General features: G+C 68.1%; 23 protein-coding genes and 1 tRNA gene. 10 read left to right on the top strand and 14 right to left on the bottom strand.

All coding sequences use genetic code 11. The features are described 5' to 3' along the window. Positions 1-66: 66 nt before the first annotated feature. The gene (locus NDR87_RS20715; RefSeq protein ID WP_251914673.1) at positions 67-1,173 is read right to left on the bottom strand and encodes a hypothetical protein; all 1,107 of its coding nucleotides are present in this window, start codon (positions 1,171-1,173) and stop codon (positions 67-69) included. A gap of 209 nt (positions 1,174-1,382) precedes the next feature. On the opposite strand from NDR87_RS20715, the gene NDR87_RS20710 reads away from it, so the two are divergent. Beyond that, a complete protein-coding gene (locus NDR87_RS20710; protein ID WP_251914672.1) occupies positions 1,383-2,723 on the top strand; it encodes a cytochrome P450 in 1,341 nt (446 codons plus the stop codon). 946 nt (positions 2,724-3,669) lie between these two features. On the opposite strand, the gene NDR87_RS20705 is transcribed toward NDR87_RS20710, so the two are convergent. From NDR87_RS20705 to NDR87_RS20685, 5 genes are all read right to left on the bottom strand, one after another. Continuing rightward, entirely contained in the window at positions 3,670-3,885 is a 216-nt protein-coding gene (locus NDR87_RS20705; RefSeq protein ID WP_251941192.1) for a hypothetical protein, read from the bottom strand. Between the two features lie 191 nt (positions 3,886-4,076). Beyond that, positions 4,077-4,973 (bottom strand): phosphatidylinositol mannoside acyltransferase, encoded by an 897-nt coding sequence (locus NDR87_RS20700; RefSeq protein ID WP_251914670.1) that lies wholly within the window; start codon positions 4,971-4,973, stop codon positions 4,077-4,079. A 345-nt stretch (positions 4,974-5,318) separates the two neighbouring features. Next, complete coding sequence (locus tag NDR87_RS20695; RefSeq protein ID WP_251914669.1) at positions 5,319-5,522, bottom strand: cold-shock protein; 204 nt, start codon at positions 5,520-5,522, stop codon at positions 5,319-5,321. A gap of 241 nt (positions 5,523-5,763) precedes the next feature. After that, on the bottom strand, positions 5,764-6,120 hold the full coding sequence (locus NDR87_RS20690; RefSeq protein WP_372494244.1) for a MerR family transcriptional regulator: 357 nt from the start codon (positions 6,118-6,120) through the stop codon (positions 5,764-5,766). A 750-nt stretch (positions 6,121-6,870) separates the two neighbouring features. After that, positions 6,871-6,943 (bottom strand) — tRNA-Ala (locus NDR87_RS20685). A 126-nt stretch (positions 6,944-7,069) separates the two neighbouring features. Here NDR87_RS20685 and NDR87_RS20680 point away from each other — a divergent pair. Both NDR87_RS20680 and NDR87_RS20675 read left to right on the top strand, forming a co-directional pair. After that, positions 7,070-8,512: an HNH endonuclease signature motif containing protein gene (locus NDR87_RS20680; protein ID WP_251914668.1), complete on the top strand. Its 1,443-nt coding sequence runs from the start codon at positions 7,070-7,072 to the stop codon at positions 8,510-8,512. 32 nt (positions 8,513-8,544) lie between these two features. Beyond that, a complete protein-coding gene (locus NDR87_RS20675) occupies positions 8,545-8,781 on the top strand; it encodes a hypothetical protein (RefSeq protein WP_251914667.1) in 237 nt (78 codons plus the stop codon). Positions 8,782-8,848: 67 nt separating this feature from the next. On the opposite strand, the gene NDR87_RS20670 is transcribed toward NDR87_RS20675, so the two are convergent. After that, the gene (locus NDR87_RS20670; RefSeq protein WP_286013848.1) at positions 8,849-9,550 is read right to left on the bottom strand and encodes a thioredoxin domain-containing protein; all 702 of its coding nucleotides are present in this window, start codon (positions 9,548-9,550) and stop codon (positions 8,849-8,851) included. 85 nt (positions 9,551-9,635) lie between these two features. Next, positions 9,636-10,793: an MFS transporter gene (locus tag NDR87_RS20665; RefSeq protein ID WP_251914888.1), complete on the bottom strand. Its 1,158-nt coding sequence runs from the start codon at positions 10,791-10,793 to the stop codon at positions 9,636-9,638. A gap of 440 nt (positions 10,794-11,233) precedes the next feature. Between NDR87_RS20665 and NDR87_RS20660 the strand changes: the two genes are divergently transcribed. Beyond that, complete coding sequence (locus tag NDR87_RS20660) at positions 11,234-11,890, top strand: maleylpyruvate isomerase N-terminal domain-containing protein (protein WP_251914665.1); 657 nt, start codon at positions 11,234-11,236, stop codon at positions 11,888-11,890. A 56-nt stretch (positions 11,891-11,946) separates the two neighbouring features. Here NDR87_RS20660 and NDR87_RS20655 read toward each other — a convergent pair whose 3' ends face one another. Then, entirely contained in the window at positions 11,947-12,354 is a 408-nt protein-coding gene (locus NDR87_RS20655; RefSeq protein ID WP_251914664.1) for an ester cyclase, read from the bottom strand. A 125-nt stretch (positions 12,355-12,479) separates the two neighbouring features. Here NDR87_RS20655 and NDR87_RS20650 point away from each other — a divergent pair, with 125 nt between their 5' ends. Together NDR87_RS20650 and NDR87_RS20645 are read left to right on the top strand one after the other, a co-directional pair. Next, entirely contained in the window at positions 12,480-13,694 is a 1,215-nt protein-coding gene (locus NDR87_RS20650; RefSeq protein ID WP_251914663.1) for a cupin domain-containing protein, read from the top strand. A 4-nt stretch (positions 13,695-13,698) separates the two neighbouring features. Beyond that, positions 13,699-14,196, top strand: coding sequence for a hypothetical protein (locus NDR87_RS20645; protein WP_251914662.1), 498 nt, complete (start codon positions 13,699-13,701; stop codon positions 14,194-14,196). Positions 14,197-14,200: 4 nt separating this feature from the next. Here the strand turns inward: NDR87_RS20645 and pgm are convergent, their stop codons facing one another. Both pgm and NDR87_RS20635 read right to left on the bottom strand, forming a co-directional pair. Beyond that, on the bottom strand, positions 14,201-15,835 hold the full coding sequence (pgm, locus tag NDR87_RS20640) for a phosphoglucomutase (alpha-D-glucose-1,6-bisphosphate-dependent) (RefSeq protein WP_251914661.1): 1,635 nt from the start codon (positions 15,833-15,835) through the stop codon (positions 14,201-14,203). Positions 15,836-15,971: 136 nt separating this feature from the next. Then, positions 15,972-16,376, bottom strand: coding sequence for a DUF190 domain-containing protein (locus tag NDR87_RS20635; protein WP_251914660.1), 405 nt, complete (start codon positions 16,374-16,376; stop codon positions 15,972-15,974). A 515-nt stretch (positions 16,377-16,891) separates the two neighbouring features. Here NDR87_RS20635 and NDR87_RS20630 point away from each other — a divergent pair. Beyond that, entirely contained in the window at positions 16,892-18,115 is a 1,224-nt protein-coding gene (locus NDR87_RS20630) for a lipase family protein (RefSeq protein WP_251914659.1), read from the top strand. Between the two features lie 62 nt (positions 18,116-18,177). Here the strand turns inward: NDR87_RS20630 and NDR87_RS20625 are convergent, their stop codons facing one another. After that, a complete protein-coding gene (locus NDR87_RS20625; protein WP_372494242.1) occupies positions 18,178-19,680 on the bottom strand; it encodes an MFS transporter in 1,503 nt (500 codons plus the stop codon). Positions 19,681-19,846: 166 nt separating this feature from the next. Here NDR87_RS20625 and NDR87_RS20620 point away from each other — a divergent pair, with 166 nt between their 5' ends. Together NDR87_RS20620 and NDR87_RS20615 are read left to right on the top strand one after the other, a co-directional pair. Beyond that, positions 19,847-20,497, top strand: a complete 651-nt coding sequence (locus NDR87_RS20620; protein ID WP_251914886.1) for a TetR/AcrR family transcriptional regulator — start codon at positions 19,847-19,849, stop codon at positions 20,495-20,497. 56 nt (positions 20,498-20,553) lie between these two features. Continuing rightward, entirely contained in the window at positions 20,554-21,852 is a 1,299-nt protein-coding gene (locus NDR87_RS20615; RefSeq protein WP_251914658.1) for a D-arabinono-1,4-lactone oxidase, read from the top strand. Here NDR87_RS20615 and NDR87_RS20610 read toward each other — a convergent pair whose 3' ends face one another. Both NDR87_RS20610 and NDR87_RS20605 read right to left on the bottom strand, forming a co-directional pair. Next, positions 21,853-22,941: a DUF6286 domain-containing protein gene (locus tag NDR87_RS20610; protein WP_251914657.1), complete on the bottom strand. Its 1,089-nt coding sequence runs from the start codon at positions 22,939-22,941 to the stop codon at positions 21,853-21,855. Then, on the bottom strand, positions 22,938-23,288 hold the full coding sequence (locus NDR87_RS20605; protein WP_251914656.1) for an Asp23/Gls24 family envelope stress response protein: 351 nt from the start codon (positions 23,286-23,288) through the stop codon (positions 22,938-22,940). The genes NDR87_RS20610 and NDR87_RS20605 overlap by 4 nt, the downstream gene beginning before the upstream one ends. Positions 23,289-23,611: 323 nt before the next feature. Between NDR87_RS20605 and NDR87_RS20600 the strand changes: the two genes are divergently transcribed. After that, positions 23,612-23,872: a hypothetical protein gene (locus NDR87_RS20600; RefSeq protein WP_251914655.1), complete on the top strand. Its 261-nt coding sequence runs from the start codon at positions 23,612-23,614 to the stop codon at positions 23,870-23,872. Positions 23,873-23,874 lie beyond the last annotated feature (2 nt).

Genomic DNA, 23,874 nt, shown 5'->3' with positions numbered 1-23,874 from the left:
GGCGACGCACGGTTACGATGATACGGCGCAACGGCTTTGCTTGCGCGCCCGATTCGGACAATCGGCTCAGGGGGTCCGAACCAGGTCCTTCTCCATGAGCACCCAGTGTTTGTGATCACGGGAATCACCGAAGGCGCGCAGGCCGCGGTCGAAGCTGCGATTGCTTTCGTGTACCCAGGTCGTCTCGAGCGAGGTGTACTTGCTGTTCAGCAGGATTTCGGCGGCTTCCCAGAGCAGCCGGGCGGCCGTGCCGGGTGGCGCCTCCGGAACCACGCCCAGCACCAGCACCACGGCCGTATCGATGGACCGTCGGGCGCGCACGACCTTCGGGTAATCCCAGAGCCGCAACCGACCGTCGAGTGCCGCGATGATCCGGTTGAGGTCGGGTGCCATGAAAATCATGCCGAGTGGTTCGTCGCCGCGCTGAACGAAGAGCACCAGATCCGGATCGAGCAGCTTGCGGATCGGATGAACCAGGAACTCCCAGGTTTCGCGATCGTAGGCCACGATCTCGTGGTTGTCGGCGAAGGTTCGGTTGAACAGCAGCCGGACCAGCTCCAGATCTTCCACCACGGCGGAGCCGCGCATCCGCCGCACGGTCAGATCGGCCGCGCGGCCATCGGTTATGCGCGCCCCCAGGCGCTGGAGCCTCGACATCAGCTGCCGGATCGTCTCCCGGGAAATTCGGTAGCTGGTCAGGTCTGCCCGCTTCCGATATCCCAACTCCTCCAGCAGTTCCCGGTAACCCGGCGGATTCCAGGTCTGGAAGACCGTCGGCCGAGCGTCGAAACCCTTCGTGAGCAGACCCATCTCCTGGCCGCTCCAGTAGTTGTACGGTCCGGCGACCACGTCCATTCCCCTGTTCGCCAGCCAGTCCTCGGCGGTGCGGAGCAACGGCTCGAAATAGCGGCGTTCGACCGGTGCGTCGAGAAATCCGAAGTATCCGATGTTCTCGCCATGGCGCTCGATATAGGACCGATGCACCGTGGCAACCACTCGACCGACCGCACGGTCATCGTCCATCAGTACGAAATGCTCGAACCACGCCTGTCGCCGGAACGGATGCTGCTTCGACTTCAGCAGGGCGAGCGCATCGCTGCGAATCGGCTGCACCCAGGCGGGACTGTGGGCGTACAACCGCGCGGGCACTGCCGCCCAACTCGCAGGTGACACCTCACCACGTTCGATACTGAGTACCCGCACAGTAGTAGTGTGCCGCCGACGGTGTCGACCGCACCACCGACAAGCAAGATCGGCCCCGAACGCCCCCTCGAACCGGCTGTGGGAAAACGTCTTTCATCTGCCCGGACGGGTCTTGTCGAACGGGGACGGCCAGGCGTACTGTCGGCGGTGTCTACTGGAGTCCTTGCTCGGGGGGATGCATGACCACCGTAGAACTGCCCGACGGCCCGACCGCACCGGCCCTCGTACAAGGTTGCCAGCTCTGGGCGAACCGATACGAATACACCCGCCGTTGGCGCGACCGATACGGTCCGACATTCACCGTGCGGCTGCCGTGGTTCGGCACCGTGGTCGTGATCAGCGACCCGGACGATGTCAAGGCCGTGTTCGCGGCGAGCACCGACCACTTCGTCCAACACCCCAATTTCAGCCGGTTTTTCGGGCCCGATTCCCTACCGGTCCTGACCGGCGACAAGCACCGCAGGCACCGCAGATTGCTCGCTCCCCCCTTCCACCGGCGGCGCCTGGAGGTGTACGAATCGCTCGTAGAGGAAGAGGCGGTCCACGAAATGGCGACCTGGCCGACGGGCCGGGGGTTCACGACGCTGCCTTCGATGAAGCGGATCACGCTGAATGTGATCCTACGAGCCGTATTCGGCGCCGAGGGGGCCGAATTGGACGAGTTGCGCGAATTGCTGCCCAGGATGGCCTTTCTCGGCTCGGCCCTTTTCTCGCTGTCGGCTCCGAGGGGTCCCCTGAGCCGGGCCTCCTGGGCTCCGTTTCGAATATATCGTCGTCGATACGACACGATCATCGACCGCCTCGTCGAGCGGGCGCTCGCCGACCAGCGGCGCGGCGACCGCGACGACATCTTGGCGCTGATGCTGCGAGCCCGCTACGACGACGGATCGGCCATGACCCGCGGCGAGATCGCCGACGAGCTACTGTCGCTGCTCGGCGCGGGACACGAGACGACCGCGACGACCCTGGCCTGGACCGTCGAACGACTGCGCAGGCATCCCGAGGTGCTGCGGCGCCTGGTCGCGGAGGGAGACGCGGGCGGCTCGCAACTGCGAGAGGCCACCATTCTGGAGGTCCAGCGCGTCCGGCCCGTCATCGATATGCTGGTGCGATCGATCGACGCCGAGTCCATGCAGATCGGGTCGTGGGCGCTGCCCAGGGGGCAGACCATCATCGTCAACATTCAACTGGTCCACGAAAGCGAAGAGCTCTTCCCCAACGCGCACAAATTCGATCCCGACCGATTCGTCGGTGAGCGGCCCGACTCCTGCAACTGGATCCCCTTCGGCGGCGGCCCACGCCGGTGCATCGGCGCCGCGTTCGCCACCATGGAGATGAACCTCGTATTGCGCACGCTGCTACGGCATTTCACGCTGGAACCGACTGCCGCCCCAGACGAGCGCGTCCACTTCCGCGGCGTGGCCTGCGCCCCCGCCGAGAAGGGGTTCGCAGTGGTCCACCGCCGCGGGCCACGGCCCGCGGCATCGGATGGGACGCACACCGGCCGGGTGCTGGCATGACCAGCGCGGGCTGAGCATCCCGCTGCGGCGCAGGAGGTCCCCCGTCGGCCATCCCCGGGGAGGCGGATTCCGGCGAATGGGCCTTTCCGGTCCGGAAGAATCTTTCCGGCGATCTGACCTGCGAATTCGCCGAGAACAGCGACGGTACTTCGTGGACGCGTCTTCTATCCGCCCGTAGCTTGAACATTGCTCAGCCGATTGATCCGGCCTCGAGCGTCGGAGACCATCCACCGCGGCCGCGGTCGAGGGGTGCGCTGCCGCGTAGGAGGGGTCGCCGAGGCGGCCGGGTTCGGTGCGGTCAGAGGGGGCGGTAGAGCAGATCCTTCCGATCTTCTCTACCGACCGCACCCCGGCGGCCGCCGCTCTTCGACGAGCTCGTCCGCTCGCGAACATCTCGCACCTGTCGTCCTTCGACCGCGTCGCTCGCCCGGCGGTTCCGGGGCAAATTCCGGACCGGAATCCGGATCGACGCCGAGCCCCCGTCCGACACCCCAGCAGGATCCCGGCAATCCGATTGGCATGCCACCGGTTTCGGCAGGTCACGGCCCCGAGGGAAGGGGAGAACCGCTCGGCGCCCCAATCGTTGCCTTCTCCTCACACGAGGATGGCCGAACAGTCGGTTGTTCCGGCCGCGTGCCGAGAACAAGATGCTGGTGGACGAACGAGTGGCGCTGCGGGGAGGCGGCGCCGCCCGCGATTACACGGTTGTCAGAACGACACGCTACCCACGTCCGGGTACGCGAACGGCAACGGAGGGGCCAATGGTCGTGCTGTCCGTCATGCTCTCGGTACTACTCATCACAGCCGTGGCCGCGGCCTGCTGGTGGCTCGCCCAGAGCCCCGACTACTCCGATGAGATCGACCTACCCCCACAACGCCTCTGCGGCCACTGTCTCCTGAACGCCCTGGATCAGCCGGAACACAACGACCCGCCAACCTGCACACATCATCCGACGCTGCCCGACGCCAGAGCGGAGATCCGATCGCCGAGCCAGCCAGCCCGCCCCGAGAACGAAACCCCACCCGCACCGCCCGACGACACCTGGACTCCATCGAAACCCAGCGAAGACGTAACCCAGCGGCGTCGATGATGCCGAACCAAATCGAAGAGCTTGATCATCGCGCCGCGCAGTGCGGGGGTGGAGATGACGTAGTCGATCACGTTATGGGGTGTGAATCCGGCGTTCACGGCGTCAGGGAGATAGGCATCGTCGATCGCTTGTAATCTCGGCTTCCGACAACGCGCGTGGCGGCTCGGCGTGCTTCGCAGGGATCACCGCGGCCAACCAGTTCTCCCAGCGGCGCCGGGAAAGCGGCGAGGCCGCCGTCGCGAGTCTCGAGCTCGCGCGTCGGTCATGTATTGCCGGTGTGGTCTCGGGTATGGAGGTCCGCCGTCCACAGGGGTTGGAGCATGTGCCAGTCGGCGGGGTGGGCGGCTATCCCTGCGGCGAATCGGTCGGCGAGGGTTTGGGTGGTCTGCTGGATGCCTCGGGTGGTGTCGATCGGGGCGTCGATGTGGAAGCCCCAGCCGGTGGGGGTGAACCAGCAATGGACCGGCAGCAGTGGCGCGCCGGTGTCGATGGCCAGGCGTGCGGGGCCGGAGGGCATTCGGGCCGGTTCGCCGAAGAAGGTGACCGGTACGCCGGTGCCGGACAGGTCGCGTTCACCCAGCAGGCCCACCACCCGGCCCTGGCGAAGCCGGGCGGCCAGTTGCGCAAAGGGCGGGGTCTCGCCGCCGGTGAGTGGGATGATCTCGAAGCCGAGCCCCTCGCGGAAGCGGACGAAACGACGGTACAGCGACTCCGGCGCCAAGCGTTCGGCAACGACGGTGGGCTGCCCTATGCGCTGAACGACCCAGACTCCCGCGAGATCCCAGTTCCCGCTGTGCGGCAGCGCCAGCACCGCGCCGGTCCGCTGGTCGATCGCGCGATGGATGTGTTCGAGGCCGGTCGCCGAGGATTCGATGATGTCGGCCAGCCGGGCCGGATCCATCGTGGGTAGCCGGAACGCCTCGCGCCAGTAACGCGCGTAGGAGCGCAGGCTGGCTCGCACGAGTTCGGCCGGCACCTCGTCGGGGGAAATGCCGAGCACTCGAGACAGGTTGCGTCGCAACTGGATATGTTCCCCGCGCCGAGCCGCTCGGTCGGCCGCAGCGTCGAACAGGCGAACGGCCGACCGCTGCGGCAGGGCACGGATCAACCGCCACCCGGCCGCATAACCGAGATCCCAGGCGCGACCAGCCAGTTTCATCGGCCCGTACTGTCGCGGGTGGTCGAATCCCCGGCGGCCGAGCCGGAGGCACTGCGGAAACAGGGTTGGTGGGCGGGGCCGTCCGTGACGGGTGAGGTCTCGACCGGTTCGCTCGGGTGGCTGAACAGGATGGAGCGGGCGGGATCTTCAGGACTCATCCTTGAATCCTCCTCTGCTCGCGCGAAAATGACGAACGGGGCTCGGAGTCGGGCCGGGGTCGGTGCGTTCGCGGCGGTGGCTGCGGTCGATGTAGCCCGCCGCGGCGGCGGCGTGGCCGGTGTCGTGCGACGGGAGCTGAAAGCACGAAACCCGCGCCGTGGGCGCGGGTTTCGGTGCGGTTAGCTCTCAGATGGCGCGGACGCCCTGGGCCTGCGGGCCCTTCTGGCCCTGGCCGATCTCGAACTCGACGCGCTGGCCCTCGTCGAGGGTCTTGTAGCCGGAGCTGGAGATCTCGGAGTAGTGGACGAACACGTCAGGGCCGCCACCGTCTTGCGCGATGAATCCGAAGCCCTTTTCGCCGTTGAACCACTTCACGGTACCTTGCGACATATTTTTCTTTGTTACTTCCTGTAGAGAGCCGGGCGATCACTGCAACAACCCGTGCCCACCTAACAGCATGCCATGGATTGGGCCGCCGCCCCCAAACCGTGCCGCAGCCCACACCGGGGCCGCGCGGTCGCATGGCTAGCGGCGCAGCCTGCTGCCGGTCCGGTCGGACTGTCCAGGCCGCGCGGCGGTCTTCTGCCGGGATCGACTGCGGTAGCCTCACCGCCAGGGAGCTGGTGTGGTGTCAGTTCTGTTGCCGCAGTTGGGCATTGGCTTCGAGAGCTTCGGACAGTTGGTCTTCGAGAATGATGATGCGACAGGCCGCTTCGAGGGGTGTGCCGTGGTCGACCAGTTCGCGGGCGCGGGCGGCCAGGCGGAGCTGGCGGCGGGAGTAGCGGCGGTGCCCACCGGCCGAGCGTTGCGGGGTGATCAGTTTCGCGTCGTCGAGGCTGCGCAGGAACGCCGGGGTGGTGCCCAGCATGTCCGCGGCCCGCCCCATGGTGTAGGCGGGGTAGTCGTCGTCGTCGAACTTCTCGTTCGTGCTGGCAGGGTCGGGAATGTTCAACCTCCAAACGCCGAAGGCCCCGGTGCCGTACGGCACCGGGGCATCGAAGGGGAATTACTACCATCTTCCGACATGTAACCGAAACGTCGGCGACCACCCGCGTGACACATGTTCTCGGGTGATCCGACAGGCAACTCCTCCCTTCTCCTCACGGTGTTACTTCATCTTTCCGTGCAACTTCACCTTGCGTTCTCGACGGCCCGGGGACCAGCGAACGGTTCATCGCGCGGGCCGTCGTCCTACCAATCACGGGTAGTTCATAACCTCCCGTGCCTTCTGGACACTTCCTTCTCTCTTAACACGATCGAAACTACCCCACTCCGCAGCGAATGTCTACTGTCGCCGCTACAGATTTCCGCCAGGCGCGGTGTCGGTATTCCTGCGCGCCTTCTCGCGTGGGCCGCTGCGGCCGCTGCCCGATGGTGTCGGCGGCTCGCTGGCTCGGCTGGGAGACCACCGGCCACTCGGTGAAGTCAATCGGGTCCCCGCTGGGCCATGGAACACAGCGTCGAAACCCGCGGTGGCACCTACGAGCCAGCTGTCCGACAACGCTCGGAGAATGGAGTTGGGTGATGGCGAACACCGCCAACTAGCCGCTGGGCACGCGTTGGTCAACTGTCGAAAACCCGGCGCGGACCGATTGGGCGACACGGTCCTTTTGCCCAAACCACTGGGGCGCGGCAAGTTTCAGCCACAGGGCGCATCGAAACCGTGGGGTAAACGCGGGGTTGGGTCCAATAGAAAAGGTCGGGCCCGGCTATTCGCCGGGCCCGACCTGTGTCTATGTGGAGCTAAGGGGACTCGAACCCCTGACCCCCACACTGCCAGTGTGGTGCGCTACCAGCTGCGCCATAGCCCCGTGTTGTTTTCGCCTCCGGGGGCTCCCCGTCGGCCTGAATGAAGTTACACCACGGGCTGTTGCGCAGCCAAATCGGCTGGTCGGGAGGGGTGGTAGAACTGATGTTCGAAGAGTAATCTCGAACACATGTTCGACAGCGGAGAGCTTCAGGCGATGAGTGACGAGGGGCTGATCGATGCGCTGCGGCGGGCACATGGGGCGGCGGCGTACGCGCAGGCGGCGGAGGTGCTGGCGGTGCGCGAGCTGTATCGGCGGCGACGGGACCGGGCGGCGCAGGGGGCCGAGCCGGACGAGACGCGGGCCGGGGAATACGCGGCCAGTGAGGCGGCGGTGGCGGTACAGATCTCCGAACAGGTGGCGGCGGCGCTGATCGATATCGGGCTGGGGCTCGACGAGTTGCCGGATACGCGAGCGGCTTTCGCGTCGGGGCGGATCGATCTGGCGCGCACGCAGATCGTCGTCGATGCCGCTCGCGATCTACCCGCGGAGGTGCGGGCGGAACTGGAGCCCAAACTGATCGATGCCGCGGCGCGGACCGATCCGGTGCGGCTGCGCCAGACCGCGGGACGGTGGGTGGCCCGGCTGGATCCCGAGGGCGCGCAGCTGCGCCGCGAGCTGCGGGAGAACGAGCGCGACGTGCGGATCAGGGCGGTGCGGGACGGGATGGCGGTCTTCGACGGGCTGTTGCCCGCGGTCGGCGCCCAAACGGTAGCCATGCGGCTGCGGGAGATGAGTTCACAGGTCTGCCCGGAGGATCCGCGCACCCTGTCGCAGCGGCGGGCCGATGCCCTGGTCGCGCTTGCCGACGGGTCGGGGCGGCTGCGGTGTGCCTGCGGACGGGGAAAGCAGTGCCCCGCACCGACACCCACGGGTGTGGCGCGGCGGCCACTCGTCCAGATCGGGGTCTCGGCGGCGAGCCTGCTGGGGACCAGCGATGATCCGGCGCTGCTGTCGGGCCACGGGCCGGTCGACGCCGAACTGGTCCGGCGGATCGCCGAGGCGGCCGAATTCCAGGTGATTCCGGAGCGCACCGAGGATCCCAGCACGACCGAGGAGTCGATGCGCGCGGACCCGTCGCCGTGGCTGGAACGCGAGGTGCGTGCCGCGGACGGGCTGTGCCGGTTCCCGGGCTGCACCATGCCCGCGGCGCAGGCGCTCCTCGACCACATCGAGCCGTTCGACCGCGCCCATCCGGGACACGGCGGCGCGACGGTGCTGAGGAATCTGGCCGTGCTGTGTTCGCGCCATCACCGCCTGAAGCGGGCCGCGGACGCTGGCGAAACGAACTGGGAGACAAGGCGACTGGATATCGACAGGCTGCAGTGGACCAGCCCGGGCGGCGACGAGCTCGTCACCGTGCGCGAGGGCGCCCGCTATCTGTTCCCGCATACCGACATCGCGGCGCCTCGGCTGCCCTGGCCGATGCCGACCGATGCGCCGCGATCGCCGCATCCGGCGACGCTCGATCCGACCTATCCGCTCGAGCGAGAGGTACCCGTCCACCCCGGGCTGGCGACGGCGATACCGGAGGACGACCGCTCCTATGCCCTCGAAAACCCCGGCCGCTGACGACATCATGACCACGAGGACACGGCACAGCGATGGAACCCTCGGATCCTCCTCCGGCCCCGACGGTGATCGACGTAGGTGTGGAACGCGAGCGCATCGCGGGCCTGGAACAGATCCGCCTGCGATTGGAAGCCGAACTGGACCGCGCCGACGCGGGCTGCGGCTATGCGGCCATGGCAAAACAGCTGCGGGACACGATCAATGCGATCGCCGATGCCCGCAATCGAATCTACGAGGCGCTGCTCACAGACGAGCTCGACGATGAGTAGCCCAACGGTAGCTGCCTCGTGGGGGGTGAGCGCCCGGGCGGCTGGGGATGCCGCCCGGGTGCTCCGGCTACGGGGCGATCTTGTCGACCCAGCCGGATTCGTTGACATCGATGTCGGTGGTCCCGTCGAGCACCGTCGGGGTGCGTACCTGTCCCACGGCCGATTTCAGCGTGGCCATCGCGGACTGGGCATGGTTGCGGGCGGAATCGACGCGCTGTCCCTTGGCGATGCACTGCTGGGCCTCCGCCGAGACACCGGCGTCCTTGGCGATGGCGACCAATTCGTCATTGGTCCGATCGCCGCCGTTCTCGCTCGGCTGCTTCGTGGTGAGCACGGCCGTGTGGAACTTCGCGTACGCCGGTCCGTCACCGGCGTCGGCGACGCACTCGTTGGCGGCGACCGCGCGGGTGGAGTAGTCCTTGCTCGCGGACTTGGCGTCGAGGAAATTCACCAGCCGATAGCGCACCGCGAGCTTGCCCTGGTCGATCTTCTGCGCGAGCTGCTGGCCGAAGAGGTGTTCCAGCGAGCCGCAATTCGGGCACATCGGATCCTCGTACAGATCGATCGTCTTGGCCGCGTTCGGCTTTCCGAGCACGATCGCGCCATCGGAGTCCAGCAGGGCGCTGACCGCCGGATCGCGCACCGTGCCGTATCCGTCGCCCTGCACCTTCAGACTGTGGTCGCTGTTCCAACGCACGACGAGCACGACGATCAGCACGATCACCAGCACGGCGACGGCACCCAGGGCGTAGGTGGTGCGGCTGGACATGGGTCGCGGCGTGTACTTCGATCCGGAGGAGGAGTTCACGGCGTCCACTCTGCCAAAGCCCGTTCGCCGAGCCGCAGCCGACACGTCACGCGTCGACGACCGCGCGCCGCCGCATCGGCTCGGGCACCAGCACCCAGCACAGCGAGGCGGCCACCAGCAACGCACCGGTGACCCCGAGGGCGAAGCCGAACGAGAACCGCTGCGCGAGCGCGCCGACCGCGATCGGCCCGAGCACGGTTCCGAGGTCCGCGGCCATCTGATATCCGGCCAGCACCGGCCCACCGCGCGCCCGCGGTCCGATGATGTCGGCGACCGAGGCCTGCTGCGCGGGTGTGTACATCCCCGAACCGACCCCGGCGATGAACGAGGAGACCAGCAACCAGGCGAGATTTCCCGATGCCCCGAGCAGGATCGTCCCGATCGCGCACACCAGCGTGCCGAGCACGAGAAATGGCTTGCGCCCGAGCCGATCCGACAGCCGTCCGGAGACGAACAGCACCGCGGCATTGCCCGCCGCGAATACCGTCAGCGCGACCCCGGCCATCCCGGGCGACAGGCCGAGGACCGAAACCACCAGCAGCGGAACCAAGGCCATGCGGACCCCGAACACGGCCGCGCCGTTGGCGAAGTTGGACCACAGCACGGCCAGATAGCTGGGCCGGGCCAGGGCCTGCCGGAAGCTCATCACCGCCACGGTGCCGGGCGCCTCGGGCGCGGCCAATGTCGAATCACGCAGACTCCAGTACACGACGCCGGTCGCGGCCAGCAACGCCACGGCGTAGATGACGAACGGCGCGCGCAGGCCGAATCCGGCCAGCGCCCCACCGATCAGCGGGCCGCCCAGCGATCCGATCAGGAAGCTGCTCGACCATAATCCGGAGATGCGCCCACGCTCGCCCGGCGGCGACATCCGGATCACCAGCCCGAGCGACGAGACCGTGAACATGGTCGACCCGATCCCCCCGAGCGAACGCAGCACGATCAACTGCCAGTAGCTCTGCGCCAGCGCGCAGGCGCCCGTCGACAGCGCCACGATCAGCACCCCGCCCAGGTACACCGACCGCTCCCCCAGCCGCTGCACCAACCGCCCGCTCACCGGCGCGAACAGCAGGCGCATGAATGCGAAGGTGCTCACGATCGCCGAGGCCGCCGCCACCCCGACCCCGAAACTGAGCGCGTACTGCGGCAGCGTCGGCGCGATCAGCCCGAACCCCAGCGCAATGAGAAACGCCGCGCCGATCATGACCCAGATCTCGACCGGCAACCGCGTCCCCCGCCCTCCCCTCACCGCGTACACCATTCATCCACGCCACACCACAACCGCACGACCACAGCAATCCATTCCACCACCCCCACCACCGACGGCGAGCAAACGGTCGGCAGCGGCAACATCGGACGATCCCACACAGCTCACGAGGACGGCCACGCGGCCGACGATTCCCACCGGACCGAGCCGAGCCATCGCCCGTTGTCCAGCTCGCCCTTGTCGACCATGGCCGGCAACCGAGAGAGCCAGAGCTCAGCTCGAGTCCAACCACCGTCGCCCGGTTCCACAACGATGAACACCGCGACGCGCGAGCGGCGTCCCTCTGCAGAAGTCGTTGGACCAACTCGTACAGGACCTGTTGCGACGGTTCATCTTTCGGACCGCCAAACTTCCGCCGCTGCCGGTATGGTTCCGGCATGTCTCGATCGGTTGAGAGCAGTTCGGCCCGTCCCGAGGTCACCCCCGAGGATCTGCACCGGGCCGTGCGGGCGGCGGTGGAGGTGCTCCGGCACGCGCCGGAGGACGCGTGGAGCGAAAAGGCCGGGTCCCTGGAGTGGGACTGCTGGGAAACCGTCGAACATCTCAGCGATGACCTGTTCGCCTACGCGGCCCAAATGGGCCCCGCGACACCGCCTTCGACCGGTGAGGTCCCGTTCCTGTGGCAGAGCCGACGACCGGGCGGGCCCGCGAATGCCATTCACGCGGATCGGTCCGCAGGGCCAGCCGGACTGCTGCAGGTATTGGAGGCCAGCGGAGCTCTGCTGGTCGCAATGGTACGAACAATGCCGCCCCAGACCCGGGCCTACCACGGCTACGGCATCTCCGACCCCGAGGGCTTCGCCGCCATGGGGATCGTCGAGACCCTGGTCCACACCCACGACCTCGCACAGGGCCTCGACCTCCCCTGGACCCCACCCGCCAACCTGTGCGCCCGGGTACTCGCACGCCTGTTCCCCCACGCCCCACAGGACACGCCCCCGTGGCCCACCCTGCTCTGGGCCACCGGCCGCACCGAACTCCCCGACCACCCCCGACTCACCACGTGGCGCTGGGACAGCACCCCGCGCGACTGACATATCACTCGCGCGTACCGTACGCCGCGCCCGTCGAACCGCGCCCGGCGACCTGATTACCCCACCCCCAGCTGACTCATCAACCCCATCCCGTCCGACATCACCCAGTACTCGACGAACCGCCCCTGTCCGACCCGGAAAATATCGTGCCCGCTGAACGCGACCCGAGTTCCCACCGGCGCCGTCGCACCGGGGATGCCTCCGCGATAGGACCCATGAAATGTCCAACGCGCCGCGCAGAATTCACCGGCGACGATTGGACCGACATCGAGGATGTTCTCGATATCGGAGAACAGGGCATGGGACTGCCGCACCTGATCGGCCGCCTCGTGCGGGCCATGCACCTCCCGAGACGGCCAGTGGCCGACGAAATCGGGTGTGCAGATGTCCGTAGCGATGTCGAAATCGCCGGACCACAGGTCGAACAGCCAGCGGCGATAGAGGGTGTCGATCTCCGATGTCATGGGGACCAGACTGCCGCGGCCGCGGGCGAATGGCTTGGATCGATGGGAAATCGGAGCCGGAGTGTCGGCCGCCGTTTCGACGCGAAACCGGCGCGCCGCCATCGAAAGGCGAGGACGCTTGGAGCATGAACACCAGCGTCACCGACCCGACGGCATTCGGGCTGGATTGGCTGGTCCACCCGGTGTCCACGACGACGTTCCTCGAATCGCACTGGGAAACCGAACCGATGCTCGTCCAGCGTGACGACCCTGGCTACTACCGCGAGCTGCCGGGACTGGATGCGATCGACGAGTTGATCACCGCGACCGTACCGGGACGCGCGCGCACCGACGACGACGGCCGGCTCGCCCGCACCGATCCGGGCGGCCCACTGCACAATCGGCGATTCCGGCTGCACGGCAATGGAATTCCCGATCTGCAATACATCCACCGTTCCTACGCCGACGGCTATTCGGTGGTGCTCAATTCGCTGCACATGCGCTCGGCGCCCATCGGGCGGCTGTGCCATGCCCTGGAGGCGACGCTGCATCACCGGGTCAGCACGAATCTGTATCTGACCCCGCGGCACAATCAGGCCTTCCAGCCGCACGCCGACACCCACGACGTCTTCATCCTGCAACTGCACGGGGTCAAGCAGTGGCATGTGGGCAAGGTCATGGACCGGCTGCCGCTGCATGGGCGGCAGTATCCCGCGAACGAATCGTTCGCCCGGTTCCGCACGCATACGCTGACGCCCGGGGATCTGCTCTACCTGCCCCGCGGCTTCCCGCACGAGGCGGTGACGGTGTCGTCCTCGTCGCTGCACCTGACCGTGGGCATCCACGTCTACGGCTGGCTCGACCTGCTGGCCTCGGCCCTGCGCCTGTTCGCCGAGGACGATGTGCGGCTGCGTCGCGCGCTGCCACCGGGATTCATCGGGCGCACGGTCGATGCCGAATACGCCGCGGAGCTGGCCGAGGCGTTCGCCGCGGCGCTGCGCTCGGGAGCACTGGCCGACACCGCCGCGCAGCAGATCGCCACCCATCTGCTGGCCACCGGAAAGCTCGGCCACCGCGGCCGTTTCGCGATCCTGGACCGAATTCCGGAGCTGAAGCCCGACAGCGTCCTGATTCGCGATCCGGCCGTGCTGTGCCGGGTGCGAACCGCCGCCGAGCAGTCCCGCATCGACTTCGCCGGGAATTTCGTCGCCGGGCCGACGACCCTGGCCCCGGCATTCCATTTCGTGGCCGAACACGACCGCTTCCGCGTCGCGGACCTGCCCGGCGATCTGACCCACGACGACCGGATCGAACTCGCGGCCCGGCTGGTCGCCGAGGGCCTGCTCGACATCGAGGAGTAGCACGATGACCTACCCCGACGACTACAGCTCGGACCCGTCCGCCGTGCGCGGCACACCCGAGCCCTTCCCGACGAATCGGCTCGGCCCAGAGGACGAACAGGCATTCTCCCTGTGGCAGCACAACCTGGCGATGCACGATCCGCGCGCGAACAACAAGGGCCTCGCGCTGCTGGTGCGCGCCGCCATGAACGACGAGACCCTGCGCTCGGCACTGCTGCACGACACCGCCGCCGTCCTGCGGCGGATCGGTGCCAAATACGAACTGCCCGGGGGCCTTACGCTGCACTTCCACGAGAACACCCCGGATACGCTGCACGTCGTGCTGCCACCGCGGGCGGGTGAGATCGCCCGGCGGGCCGAAGGGTTGAGCAACGTGCTGCGAATATCCTCCTCGACGGACGAATCCACGCTGGCGCCCTGGTTCGACAATTTCAACCGCGGCAATCTGTTCGACCCGCAGGACAGCACCGACGAGGGCGACCGGCACAGCATCGACGGCTGAGGCGTCAGCCCAGCGCTCGCCCCACGACCTCTTCCGCCGCGGCCTGCACCTGCGCGAGATGGTCGGGGCCGTGGAACGATTCGGCGTAGATCTTGTACTTGTCCTCGGTGCCCGAGGGCCGCGCCGCGAACCACGCGTTCTCGGTGGTGACCTTCACCCCGCCCAGCGCGGCCCCATTACCTCGCGCTCGGGTCTGCACGGCGATGATCGACTCCCCCGCGACCTCGGTGGCGGTGATGTCGTCGGGGGTCAGCGCCGCCAGCCGCGCCTTCTGCTCGGTGGTGGCCGCGGCGTCGATGCGAGCGTAGGCCGGACTGCCGTAACGCTTTTCGAGCTCGGCGTAGCGGGCCGACGGGCTCTGCCCGGTGACCGCGGTGATCTCGGCGGCCAGCAGGGCCAGCAGGATGCCGTCCTTGTCGGTGGTCCAGACCGTCCCGTCCATGCGCAGGAACGACGCGCCCGCGCTCTCCTCCCCGCCGAAGGCCAGCGAACCGGAGAACAATCCGGGGACGAACCACTTGAAGCCGACCGGCACCTCGTGCACCTGCCTGCCCAGCACGCTCACCACCCGGTCGATCATCGAGGAGGTGACCGCGGTCTTGCCGATCTTGGTCAGCGCGTCCCAGCCCATCCGGTTGGCGATCAGATATTCGATCGCCACGGCCAGGAAGTGGTTCGGATTCATCAGGCCCGCATCGGGAGTCACCACGCCGTGGCGGTCGGCGTCGGCGTCGTTGCCGGTGGAGATGTCGTAGTCGTCGCGGATGGCGACCAGCGAGGCCATGGCGTAGCGCGAGGAGGGGTCCATCCGAATCTTGCCGTCGCTGTCGAGGGTCATGAACCGCCAGGTCGGATCGACGAACGGATTGACCACCTCGAGTTCGAGGTCGTAGCGCTGGCCGATCTCCTCCCAGTAGTCGACGCTGGCCCCGCCCATCGGATCCGCGCCCAGTCGAATGCCCGCCCCGCGAATCGCGTCCAGGTTCAACACGTTCGGCAGGTCGCCGATGTAGTGGTCGAGATAGTCGTAGCGCTCGACGCTGGTGGCCAGCGCGTGCTGCAGGGTGGTGCGCTTGACCCCGGCCAACCCGCCGCGCAGCAGTTCGTTGGCCCGCTCGGCGATGGCGTCGGTGGCGACCGTATCGGCCGGGCCGCCGTGCGGGGGGTTGTATTTGAAGCCGCCGTCACGGGGCGGATTGTGCGAGGGCGTGACCACGATGCCGTCGGCCTGATGCCGGGTGCCGCCCCGATTGTGGCGCAGTACAGCGTGACTCAGGACGGGGGTGGGAGTGTAGCGGTCGCGCGCGTCGATGATCGCGGTGACGTCGTTGGCGGCCAGCACCTCGAGCGCGGTGGTCCACGCGGGCTCGGACAGGGCGTGGGTGTCGCGGGCCAGGTAGACCGGCCCGGTAATGCCCCGGGTGGCACGGTATTCCACGATGGCCTGGGTGATGGCCAGAATGTGCGCCTCGTTGAATGCGCAGTCCAGGCTGGACCCGCGATGGCCCGAGGTGCCGAACGCTACCAGCTGCGCCGGATCCGAGGGATCCGGGATACGGCTGTAGTACGCCGTCACCAGATGCGGCAGATCCTCCAGGTCGGTGGCCCGTGCCGGTCGTCCGGCTCGATCATGGGCCATGCTCGGGCCTCCTTTCCTTCCCCGGCTCGTCATCGAGATCACGGCCCCACCAACCGTGGCGAACCCAGGGGGAATACCGTATCGAATCCCACCGACAGACCACGATCGGCCGGAATTCGAGTAGGGGATCCGCCGCTCATTCGCGGGCCCCGGTGCCCGGATTCCAGACCTGGACGGCCGACAGCGCGACCGTGCCGGTGTCGAACAGTTCGGCATTGGATGCCACGAAATCGCGCAGCAGTTCGGCGTCGTCGACGATCATCACCAGGACGGGCAGATTCTCGGCCAGATCGAGCATCCGGGTGGTGTGGATGCGCGAGGACACCCCGTAACCCTCCACGCCGCGCCACACGCTCGCCCCGGCCAGACCCGCGTCGCGGGCGCGGCGCACGATCTCGTGATAGCGCGGGCGGCGCTGCCAGTGGTCGTCCTCGCCGAGCAGCACGGTCAGCCGGGCGGCCGGGCGCCAGCGCGGATCCGGCTGCCACGCATCGGCTTCGGTCTCGATCTGTACGACCGGCTCCGCCGCCGCCTCACTCATGCCTGCCCCCAATCGTCGTGCCGTTCCCGTTGCCCATCCGCCGACGGCCAGGTCGGCCGATCCGGTCCGCGAACGTGGATTCGCTTGCGGCAGCCACGAACTCGTGCCGGGCTCGGCGACCGTATCGAGCGGTCCGCTCCGCCCGGGCGCCGACCGGCGAAACCACCTGGACAACCTCCTACCCGTGACCGGAACCTATCGAGTCATGCTAACTGCCAGCGACCGCGGACCGACCGGCATGCGGCTGTGAATCGGCGGGCGAACGCCGCGTACCGCCTCTTACCGGGGCACCGTCCACCACCCTTACCCGCGGACGGCGCGTCGCGGCCGACCGGTCCGCCCATTCGGCGCGGCGGGCGGTGACCGGGCTGCCAGACTGCTGTAATAGCCTTTACCGATAATCCCTGCCGGTCGGTTCGCAGGGTGGTTCGGTATCCGGCTTCACCCCACTACACGGATGGTTTCGCCGGGCGCGGGCGCGGTGCGCCCGGCCCCTTCGGGACACAGGAGTGACGATGGCGGTAGATCGGTTTCTACACCGGGCGCGTCGGATCGGCCGACGACACGCCGTGACGGTGCTGTCGAGTGCGCTGCTGGCCGCCGCGGCGGGCGGACTGGGTGCGACCCCGGCGCAGGCGGCGATATTCCCGCTGCCCGATCCGGACGGGTTCTATTCCACCCCGGCGAATATCGGCGACTATCGACCAGGCGATGTCGTGCGCAGCCGCTCCGTGCCCGCGACCGGATTCCCGGGCGCGACGGCCTGGCAGCTGGCCTACCGCTCGACCAACTCGGCCGGTGACCCGATCGCCGCGGTGACCACACTGCTGCTGCCCGGCGGGGGCGGCGGGCGGCCCCTGGTGTCGTATCAGCCGTTCGTCAATTCCCTTGGCCTGCAATGCGCCCCGTCGCACACCCTGTTCAACGGCGGACTGCAGGAGGCCCCGGCGCTGAACGCGCTGCTGGCGCGGGGCTGGGCGGTGGCGGTGCCGGATCATCTCGGACCCACCAGCGCCTACGGCGCCGCCAAACTCGGCGGGCGGCTCACCCTCGACGGCGTGCGCGCGGCCAAGCGCTTCGCCCCGGCCGGGCTGGGTGACGCGCCGGTCGGGCTGGCCGGATACTCCGGCGGCGGCATGGCCACCGGCTTCGCGGCCGCCATGGCCCCGGAGTACGCGCCCGAACTGCCGATCGTCGGCGTGGCGATGGGCGGGGTTCCGGTGAACATCGGCAAGCTCGCACTCGATGTGGGCGGGGCGCCCAATCCGCTGTTCGGCCTGGGCTTCGCGGCCGCGGTCGGGCTGGAGCGGGAGTATCCCTCGGTGATGTCGCTGGACGACAAGCTGAATCCGGCCGGGATCGAGCTGCGCAATCGGATCGCCAACTCCTGCACCAACGAGATCATCAATGCCGCGGCCAACCGGAGCTTCACCGATTACTTCCACGGCGGCGTGCGCGATGTCACCGACGATCAGATCCACGTGCTGCACGAGAACAGCACCGAGATCTATCCGGGCGTGCCGCGGGCACCGGTCTATCAGTGGGCCGGCGGCAACGACGAGGTGAATCCGTGGCTGGCCCGCGATGTGGCCGGACGCTACTGCGCCGCGGGCGATCCGGTGCTGTTCGAGATCATCCCGGGCGCCGACCACGGCACCGCGATCGCGCCGGGGGCCGCGAGGGCCTTCGGCTATCTGGGCGACCGCTTCGCGAATCTGCCCGCGCCCAGCAACTGCTGAGCGGCGAAACGACTACGCCCCCGTCCGATACATTCGGGCGGGGGCGCGTCTTTTCGGCGGGCTCAGTGCACGAGGACCGGCTCGCCCTCGGCGGGCGCGGGCACCGCGCGTGGCATCAGCACGGCCGTGACCACGGCGCCGACCGCGAAGATCGCGGTGGCCCACCAGAAGCTGGTGGTGTAGCTCTCGATCGCCGACTCCGCCATGGTGAGCGGGGAGGGCTGGTGGCTGCTCAGATAGTTCGACGCGGCCGAGGAGGCGATGGTGCTCAGCAGCGCGGTACCGATCGAACCGCCGACCTGCTGGCTGGTATTGACCATGGCCGAGGCCACGCCCGCATCCTCGTGATGGACCCCGGCGGTGGAGCCCTGGAACGCCGGGGCCAGCGCGCTACCGAGGCCCAGACCCAGCAGGATCAGCGACGGCAGGATATGGCTGGCATATCCGGTGTGCAGGTCGATGCGGGTCAGCAGTGCCATGCCGATCGCGGCGACGACGAATCCGCCGCTGACGGTCGCCTTGAGGCCGAGCCGGGGCAGCACCACCGACGGCACGGTCGTGGTGGACACGATCATGCCCGCCACCATCGGCAGGAACGCCACGCCGGTGACAATCGGCGAATAACCCAGCGTCAGCTGCATGTAGTAGGTCAGGAACAGGAAGATCGCGAACATCCCGATACCCATGACGAACACCGTGAGATACGAGGTGCCGCGGGTGCGGTCGAGCACGATGCGCAGCGGCAGCAGCGGATGCGCGACCCGGGTCTCGATCCAGGCGAACACGCCGAGCAGTACGACGCCGCCGATCAGGAAGGCCAGGGTCACATCGTTGGTCCAGCCGTGCGATTCGGCGTGGGAGAAGCCGTAGACGATGCCGAACAGCGCGGCGGTCACCGCGATCGTGCCCGGAATATCGAGCTTGGGCCGGTGCTCGCTGACGTGCTTGGCCAGCAGCAGCGCACCGCCGATGAACGCGACCGCGGCGAAGACCAGGTTGACGTACATCACCCAGCGCCAGGACGCCCACTCGGTGAGCGCACCACCCAGCAGCAGGCCGAGCGCGCCGCCCGCACCGGCGACCGCGCCGAAGATGCCGAAGGCCTTGGCGCGCTCGGACGGTTCGGTGAACGTCACCGTCAGCAGCGACAGCGCGGCGGGCGCCAGCAGCGCGCCGAAGACGCCCTGCGCCACGCGCGCGGCGACCAGCATCTCGAAGCCGTTGGCGGCGCCGCCGACGGCCGAGGCGATCGCGAAGCCGACCAGGCCGATGAGGAAGGTGTTGCGGCGACCGAACAGGTCGCTGAGCCGCCCGCCGAGCAGCAGCAGGCTGCCGAAGGCCAGCGCGTAGCCGGTGACCACCCACTGCCGGTCACCGTTGGAGAAGCCGAGGTCGCGCTGCGCCTCGGGCAGCGCGATATTCACCACGGTCGCGTCGAGCACGACCATCAACTGGGCGACGCCGAGCACGGCGAGAACCCACCAGCGCAGTGCGTGCGAGCCGCGGCGGCCCGCTCCCGACGACATATCCGCCGTCTGTCTCTCACGGTCGATCGCGGTAGTCATGAATCTCCTTGGGGGAGAGGAGTGATAGCCGACACACATACGGAGGAGATCCCTCCGCTTACCTGAAGAAGCTATCACCATAACGGAGAGAAATCCTCCAGTTAATCCCCGCACTTGTTAGCATGAAGGTGTGAATCGCACCACTTCCCCGCCCCCACCTCGGCATATGCCGCCGCCCCGGCGGCTGCGCGCCGACGCCGCCCGCAATCAGCAGCGCATCATCGCGGCCGCCCGCGAACTGTTCGCGGAGCGCGGCCTGGATGTGACCCTCGACGATGTCGCCGAGGCCGCGCGGGTGGGCGTGGGGACGGTGTACCGGCGATTCGCCAACAAGCGCGAGCTGATCGAGGAGGTCTTCGATCAGCACGTCGCGCAGATGGCCGAGGCCACCGAGCGCGCAAACCACCACCCGGACCCCTGGGTGGGCCTGACCGATCTGTTCGAATGGGCCTGCCAGCACATGGCGGGTAATCGTGGGTTCAGCGAGGTGATGCTGGAGCTGCCCGATGCCATGGAGCGATTCGCCTCGGTGCGCAGCCGCATCAAGCCCGCGCTGGAACAGCTGATGAACCGGGCCCATGCCGCGGGTGTGCTGCGCGAGGGCATCACGGGCACGGACTTCTTCGCCATGGTCAACATGGTCGAGTCGATGGCCGCGTTCTCCCGGCCGATCAATCCGGACACCTGGCGGCGTTATATGGCGATCGTGCTCGACGGCGTGCGCGCCGACGATATGCCTCGCCTGCCGCTGACCGTCCCGCCGCTCACCGACGACGAGGTCGACCGGGCCAAGGCGCTGTGCACGCGCAAGCGGTGATGCTCACATTCGGCGAACGGTAGCGCGGCTCACACCCATACCCTAGAGTTGGTCATATGACCAATTCGTGGGTGAACTGGGCCGGGGATCAGAAGTGCGCACCGGCCGAGATCGCCTCCCCGCGAACGCCGGACGAGGTAGCCGAGCTGCTCGCGCGGGCCGAGAGCGCGGGGCAGACCGTGCGCGTGGCCGGTGCGGGCCACTCCTTCACCGATACCGTGCTCACCGACGGCATGCTGCTGCGCCTGTCGGAGCTGAACCGGATCCTGCAAGTGGATCGCGCCAGCGGCCTGGTGCGGGTCGAGGCGGGCGCCACCCTCAACGAGTTGAGCAATGCGCTGCACCCCATGGGCCTGGCGTTCGAGAATCTGGGCGATATCGATGTGCAGACCATCGCCGGGGCCACCGCCACCGGTACGCACGGCACCGGCTCGAAACTCCAGAACCTCTCCGCGGCACTGCATTCGGTGGAACTCATGCTCGCCGACGGCAGCCGGGTCGAACTGAACGAGTCGTCCGATCCGGACGGCTGGCGCGCGGCGCGGGTGAGCGTGGGCGCGCTCGGCGTGGTCACCGCGGTCACCCTGAAACTGGTCCCTTCCTTCGTGCTCGAGGGCATCGAACGGCCGGTGCCGGTCGAGGAGGTGCTCACCGATCTGGACTCCTATGTCGAGGACAACGAGCATTTCGAGTTCTACATGTTCGCCCACAGCCCGCTGGCGATGACCAAGCGCAACAACCGGGTCGGTCTGCCCGAGCAGCCGCGCGGCAAGGCGGTCGACTGGTTCGCCGACATCCTGATGTCGAACCACACCTTCGACGCGCTGTGCCGGTTGAGCCGCCGTCGCCCGAACCTCATCCCCTGGATTCACCGCGGCGCGGCGTATGCGGGCAGCTATCGGCGCCAGGTCGACCGGTCGTATCGAGTCTTCGCCTCCCCCAGGCTGCTTCGCTTCACCGAGATGGAATACGCCATCCCGCGCGAACACGCCGTCGAGGCGATCCGCGCCATCAAGGAGATCGGGCAGCGGTTCGATTCGCCGATGCCGACCGAGGTGCGCTTCGTCGCCTCGGACGACGCCTTCCTCTCCCCGGCGGGCGGGCGTGAGACCTGCTACATCGCCGTGCACCAGTACCGCGGCATGGACTACGAACCGTATTTCCGGGCCTGCGAGGCGATCTTCGATCGCTTCGACGGCCGCCCGCACTGGGGCAAACGGCATTTCCAGACCGCCGCGACGCTGCGCGGGCGCTATCCGCAGTGGGACCGCTTCCACGAAGTGCGGCGGCGCTTCGATCCCAAGGGCCGCTTCGCCAATCCCTATGTCGAGCGGGTGCTCGGCCCGCTGGACTGATCAGCGGTCCGGCTCACCGGCCAGGTGCAGTTCCATCGTCACCGGCACCGCCTCGACCTCGAGCGCCTGGCGCAGGCGCGGCAGCGCGTGAGTGAGGATGCGGCGGCGCAGCGCGAGCACATCGGCATCGGGTGTGGTCGTGACCATCAGATGCAGTTCGGGTGCGATGCCCGGACCCAGCAGCCACGCCGAGGCGGTGCGCACACCGGCGTAGGTCTCGATATCGGCGACGACGGGCCTGGCGGCGGTGGCCGAATCCAGTGTGATGGTGTCCTCGCCGGTCGGGCGGGCCCGCCACCGCGATGCGGCCGGGAGCCGGTTGCCCTGCAGGCTTAGCCAGCGAATACAGGCCAGCCCCATGACGATCGCGAATACGACGATGGTCCACAGCCCCCAGACCGGCGGCGTCCCGAGGCTCAGCAGCGGGCCGTCGGCGTCCACCCAGCCGAGGCGGCCGTAGTGGGCGGCCAGCGCGTAGCCGCCCCCGATCAGCAGCAGCGCACCGAGCACGCCCAGCGTGACGCGGTTGAGCCGGGCGGGCCGATTGCGATCGGTCGCCGACTCCGCCGCGAAGCCGTGCACCAGCGTGGCCAGCCGCGAACTCGCGCACGGGCCGATACTGCCGATTCGCTCGTCGACGGCCGCCCGGACCGCGTCGGGAAGTTCGGGCGGATGCGCGTGCGACGCCTTGGCGGTGATGCGAACCCGCTTGCGGCGCAACCGCACCCGCGCCGATCGCACCCCCTCCACCGACTGCGCGGCCGCGCGCAGCGCCGCGTCCAGGCCGCGGCGGCCCACCCCGGCCGCGATCTCGTCGTCGGCCACCAGCGGCACCAAAATCGACCGGCCGGGCAGCAGCGCCAGCGCCAGCAACGCCACCCCGGCCACGCCCGCGATCAGGCCCGCGGCGAGTCCCCGCGAATCGGCCCAGGTGATCTCGTGCAGCCGGTTCGCCACACCGTCGTAGGAGACGAATTCGCCTGCGCCCGTGAGCCGTTGGAGTAGCGAGAGCACCACCACCGCACAGCAGGCCAGACCGATCAGCGCGACCAGCACCGCGGGCGCCACGCGCCGGGGCGAACGCCTCATCGACGTCCCCGCGCGGCGGGCGTCACGGTAAGGGCGGTCACCTCGATATCCATCTTGCGGACGGCCAATCCGGCACGCTGGCGCACCCGTTCGGTGATGTGCCGACGGCAGACGGCGGCCACCTGCCAGACCGGCATGGGATAGCGGATCGGCAACTGGACCGTCAGGTCGACGCTGTTGCCGCGGATTCGCGCGAACGCCATGGCATCGGCCATGACACCGGTGATCTCCCGGGCGGCCGCCACCGCGAGCGCGGCCACCGTCACGTCGTCGACCGTGCGCAGTCTCGGCGGCTCGAACGCGGATTCGGCGGTCGCAGAGGCGATATCGGTCACCGTGCTCGTCAACGAATCCTCCTGGTAATCCCGCGAACGCGACAGTTGGGCATACCAACCCCGCCCCCTTGGTAGCGAAACACTAGCTGTCAATCCCGATTATCACCCTCGACACGCCCGGTGTGGGTTGGTTCAAATTCGGGTAATCGTCCGAATTGGCAGGTCTCGATTAGTAGCTATTCCGTCACCAACGCGGTGGCAAGCCCAGGTCAATGGGCATTCGGCCGGTCGCAACGTCATTTCCACCAATTCGTTGACACGCCCGAACGCGCGCGACCAGGATAGGAATTGGCAGTTTCCTGAGCGGTTGCTATCCATTCGATACGGAGGTTTCGATGGGCACCAAGATGGACCAGAATGCCGACAAGTCCCGCAACAAGGGCATGAACGACCAGCAGCGCGGCCAGCAGCAGCGCGGCCAGCAGGCGCAGGGCCAGCAGCGGGGCCAGCAGGCGCAGGGCATGAATCGCGACAACATGAACCGGCGCGACGATATGGATCGCGATCGCGACCGCGACGATATGAATCGAGGCAGCCAGAACATCCGCCGGGACGACGACGCGTCCCGCAGGAACAAGGACAGGCTCGCCCACTAAGC

Source organism: Nocardia sp. CDC159 (assembly GCF_023740735.1).
GTDB lineage: Bacteria > Actinomycetota > Actinomycetes > Mycobacteriales > Mycobacteriaceae > Nocardia > Nocardia pulmonis.
This window is presented reverse-complemented; position numbering and strand designations above follow the sequence as displayed.

Bases quoted from the DNA above. Each gene is read 5' to 3' on its own strand.
- NDR87_RS20710 (WP_251914672.1), top strand. From the start codon at position 1,383: ATGACCACCGTAGAACTGCCCGACGGCCCGACCGCACCGGCCCTCGTA.
- NDR87_RS20700 (WP_251914670.1), bottom strand. From the start codon at position 4,973: ATGAAACTGGCTGGTCGCGCCTGGGATCTCGGTTATGCGGCCGGGTGG.
- NDR87_RS20695 (WP_251914669.1), bottom strand. From the start codon at position 5,522: ATGTCGCAAGGTACCGTGAAGTGGTTCAACGGCGAAAAGGGCTTCGGA.
- NDR87_RS20680 (WP_251914668.1), top strand. From the start codon at position 7,070: ATGTTCGACAGCGGAGAGCTTCAGGCGATGAGTGACGAGGGGCTGATC.
- NDR87_RS20675 (WP_251914667.1), top strand. From the start codon at position 8,545: ATGGAACCCTCGGATCCTCCTCCGGCCCCGACGGTGATCGACGTAGGT.
- NDR87_RS20670 (WP_286013848.1), bottom strand. From the start codon at position 9,550: ATGTCCAGCCGCACCACCTACGCCCTGGGTGCCGTCGCCGTGCTGGTG.
- NDR87_RS20665 (WP_251914888.1), bottom strand. From the start codon at position 10,793: ATGATCGGCGCGGCGTTTCTCATTGCGCTGGGGTTCGGGCTGATCGCG.
- NDR87_RS20660 (WP_251914665.1), top strand. From the start codon at position 11,234: ATGTCTCGATCGGTTGAGAGCAGTTCGGCCCGTCCCGAGGTCACCCCC.
- NDR87_RS20655 (WP_251914664.1), bottom strand. From the start codon at position 12,354: ATGACATCGGAGATCGACACCCTCTATCGCCGCTGGCTGTTCGACCTG.
- NDR87_RS20650 (WP_251914663.1), top strand. From the start codon at position 12,480: ATGAACACCAGCGTCACCGACCCGACGGCATTCGGGCTGGATTGGCTG.
- NDR87_RS20645 (WP_251914662.1), top strand. From the start codon at position 13,699: ATGACCTACCCCGACGACTACAGCTCGGACCCGTCCGCCGTGCGCGGC.
- pgm (WP_251914661.1), bottom strand. From the start codon at position 15,835: ATGGCCCATGATCGAGCCGGACGACCGGCACGGGCCACCGACCTGGAG.
- NDR87_RS20635 (WP_251914660.1), bottom strand. From the start codon at position 16,376: ATGAGTGAGGCGGCGGCGGAGCCGGTCGTACAGATCGAGACCGAAGCC.
- NDR87_RS20630 (WP_251914659.1), top strand. From the start codon at position 16,892: ATGGCGGTAGATCGGTTTCTACACCGGGCGCGTCGGATCGGCCGACGA.
- NDR87_RS20625 (WP_372494242.1), bottom strand. From the start codon at position 19,680: ATGACTACCGCGATCGACCGTGAGAGACAGACGGCGGATATGTCGTCG.
- NDR87_RS20620 (WP_251914886.1), top strand. From the start codon at position 19,847: ATGCCGCCGCCCCGGCGGCTGCGCGCCGACGCCGCCCGCAATCAGCAG.
- NDR87_RS20615 (WP_251914658.1), top strand. From the start codon at position 20,554: ATGACCAATTCGTGGGTGAACTGGGCCGGGGATCAGAAGTGCGCACCG.
- NDR87_RS20610 (WP_251914657.1), bottom strand. From the start codon at position 22,941: ATGAGGCGTTCGCCCCGGCGCGTGGCGCCCGCGGTGCTGGTCGCGCTG.
- NDR87_RS20600 (WP_251914655.1), top strand. From the start codon at position 23,612: ATGGGCACCAAGATGGACCAGAATGCCGACAAGTCCCGCAACAAGGGC.